This is a genomic window from Streptomyces coryli, from assembly GCF_011044975.1.
Taxonomy (GTDB): Bacteria; Actinomycetota; Actinomycetes; order Streptomycetales; family Streptomycetaceae; genus Streptomyces; species Streptomyces coryli.
Genome location: NZ_JAAKZV010000488.1, coordinates 1 through 2245, shown reverse-complemented (window position 1 = coordinate 2245; position 2245 = coordinate 1). Strand labels below are relative to the sequence as shown.

The following is a 2245-nucleotide window of genomic DNA, read 5'->3' as shown; positions in this document are numbered from 1 at the left end:
GGTGGGTGCGTCCGGGCGGACGGGTCGGCGGGCCATGTCGGCAGGGCTCCACCGGAGCCGGCGCGCGTCCGACCGATGAATCCGGGTGCTCGGGCTGGTCCTTATCTGCAGCAGCCCCCTTTTTCGCCTCACCGGAGGTGCATCGCATGCCGGACCGCGACGAGTTCGCTCGGCTGGCCGATCCGTATCGGGAAGAGCTCCTCGCTCACTGCTACCGGATGCTCGGCTCCATCCACGACGCCGAGGATCTCGTGCAGGAGACATACCTGCGGGCCTGGCGGGCGTACGACCGTTTCGAGGGGCGGGCCTCGCTGCGGGCGTGGCTGTATCGGATTGCCACTCGCGCCTGTCTTACCGATCTCGAGCGACGGGGGCGGCGGCCGCTTCCCGCTGATCTCGGGGCGCCGGACGGGCGGCCGGAGGGGCGGCCCACCGCGGCGCCGGAGGTGCCGTGGCTGGAGCCGTATCCCGGCGGCGGGCCCGGTGATCCGGCGCTCGCGGTGGCCTCGCGGGAGAGCGTGCGGCTGGCGTTCGCCGCGGCGCTGCAGCATCTGCCCGCCAAGCAGCGGGCGGTGCTCCTGCTGCGCGACGTCCTCGGCTGGAACGCCGCCGAGGCCGCCGGCATCCTCGACACCTCCCCCGCCGCCGTCAACAGCGCCCTGCAACGGGCCCGCGCCCAGCTGCAGGCCGTGGCACCGGCGGAGGAAGACCTCCCGTACCGGCCCGAGTCGGACGATCAGCGCGCCTTCCTGGAGCGATACGTCACCGCCTTCGAGAAGGCCGACCTCAACGGGATGGTGGAGCTGCTCCGCGAGGACGTGGTGCTGGAGATGCCGCCGCACCCCGAGTGGTACGCGGGCCGCGAGCACGTCGGCCGCTTCTTCGCGGCGCACATCTTCGCGTCGCATCACATCGAGCGGCTGGTGCCGGTGGTTGCCAATGGGCAGCCGGCGTATGGGTCGTATGCGCGGGATGGGGATGGGAATGGAGGGCTGCGGCTTCGGGTGCTGCAGGTGCTGACGCTGGGGCGGGGTGGTGGGGTTGCGCGGCTGAGTGCGTTCCTCGACCCCGACCTGTTCCCGTATTTCGGATTGCCTGCCGTCCTGCGATGAATCCGGGGGTCGGGGCTGGTCTCGTTCCCGTCATGCAGTGACGGATGGAAGGCACAGCCCCATGACTACGGAATCATCCCGCCGCACCTGGACCCTGGTGCTGGCATCGCTGGGCGGCTTCATGGCCACCCTCGACACGCTGGTGGTGGCCACGGCGCTGCCGGTGCTGCGCGTCGACCTCGGCGCGAGTCTGGCCGATCTCGAGTGGACGGTGAACGCCTACAACCTCGCGCTTGCCTGTCTCATCCCGACCGCTGCCGCGCTGGGCGATCGCTTCGGCAGGCGCCGGATGTACGTCGCCGGGCTCGCGGTCTTCACCGCGGCCTCGGTGGCGGCGGCGCTGGCGCCCGGCGCCGGGGAACTGGTCGCGGCGCGCGCGGTGCAGGGCGCCGGGGCGGCGCTGGTGCTGCCGTTGTCCCTGACCCTGATCAGCGATGCCTTCCCGGCCGCCAAGCGCGGGGCGGCGATCGGGCTGTGGGGTGGCGTGAGCGGGGTCGCGGTGGCGGCCGGGCCGGTGGTCGGCGGGGTGATCCTGGAGGGGCTGGCTTGGCAGTGGATCTTCTGGATCAATGTGCCTATTGGGGTGGTGCTGATTCCGTTGTCGCTGCTGAAGCTGCGTGAGTCGCGGGGGCCGCGGCCGCAGTTGGATCTGCCGGGGCTGGTGCTGGCCGGGGCCGGGCTGTTCCTGCTGACGTGGGGGCCGGTGCGGGCGCCCGAGCGCGGGTGGGACAGCGGCGAGGTGGTGGTGGCGCTGGCCGGTGGGGTGGTGCTGATGGCGGCGTTCGTGGTGCGGGAGCGGCGGGCTCCGTATCCGATGGTGCCGCTCGGGTACTTCCGCAATCGGGTCTTCGGCGCGGTGAACGTGGTCGCTTTCCTGCAGTTCCTCTCGCTGTTCGGCGCGCTGTTCCTGTTCGTGCAGCTGATGCAGACGGCGCTCGGCTATTCACCGCTGGAGGCTGGTGTCCGCATTCTGCCGTGGACGGCTACGCCGGTGCTCGTGGCGCCGATTGCGGGGGCGCTTGCCGATCGGTATGGAAATCGGCCGTTCTTGGTTGGGGGGATGGCGCTCCAGGCTGTTGGGCTGGGGTGGGTGGCGGCTGTCGCTGATGTGGGGGTTGGTTACGGGGAGTTGG

Annotated in this window: 2 protein-coding genes; both read left to right on the top strand. The window is 71.4% G+C overall.

What is annotated here, in order from left to right; translation table 11 throughout:
• Positions 1–146 precede the first annotated feature (146 nt).
• Positions 147–1112, top strand: a complete 966-nt coding sequence (locus tag G5C51_RS41580) for a sigma-70 family RNA polymerase sigma factor (protein ID WP_165246071.1) — start codon at positions 147–149, stop codon at positions 1110–1112.
• 61 nt (positions 1113–1173) lie between these two features.
• Positions 1174–2245, top strand: a 1072-nt coding sequence (locus G5C51_RS41575) for a DHA2 family efflux MFS transporter permease subunit (RefSeq protein ID WP_165246069.1), incomplete at its 3' end; no start/stop codon positions are given.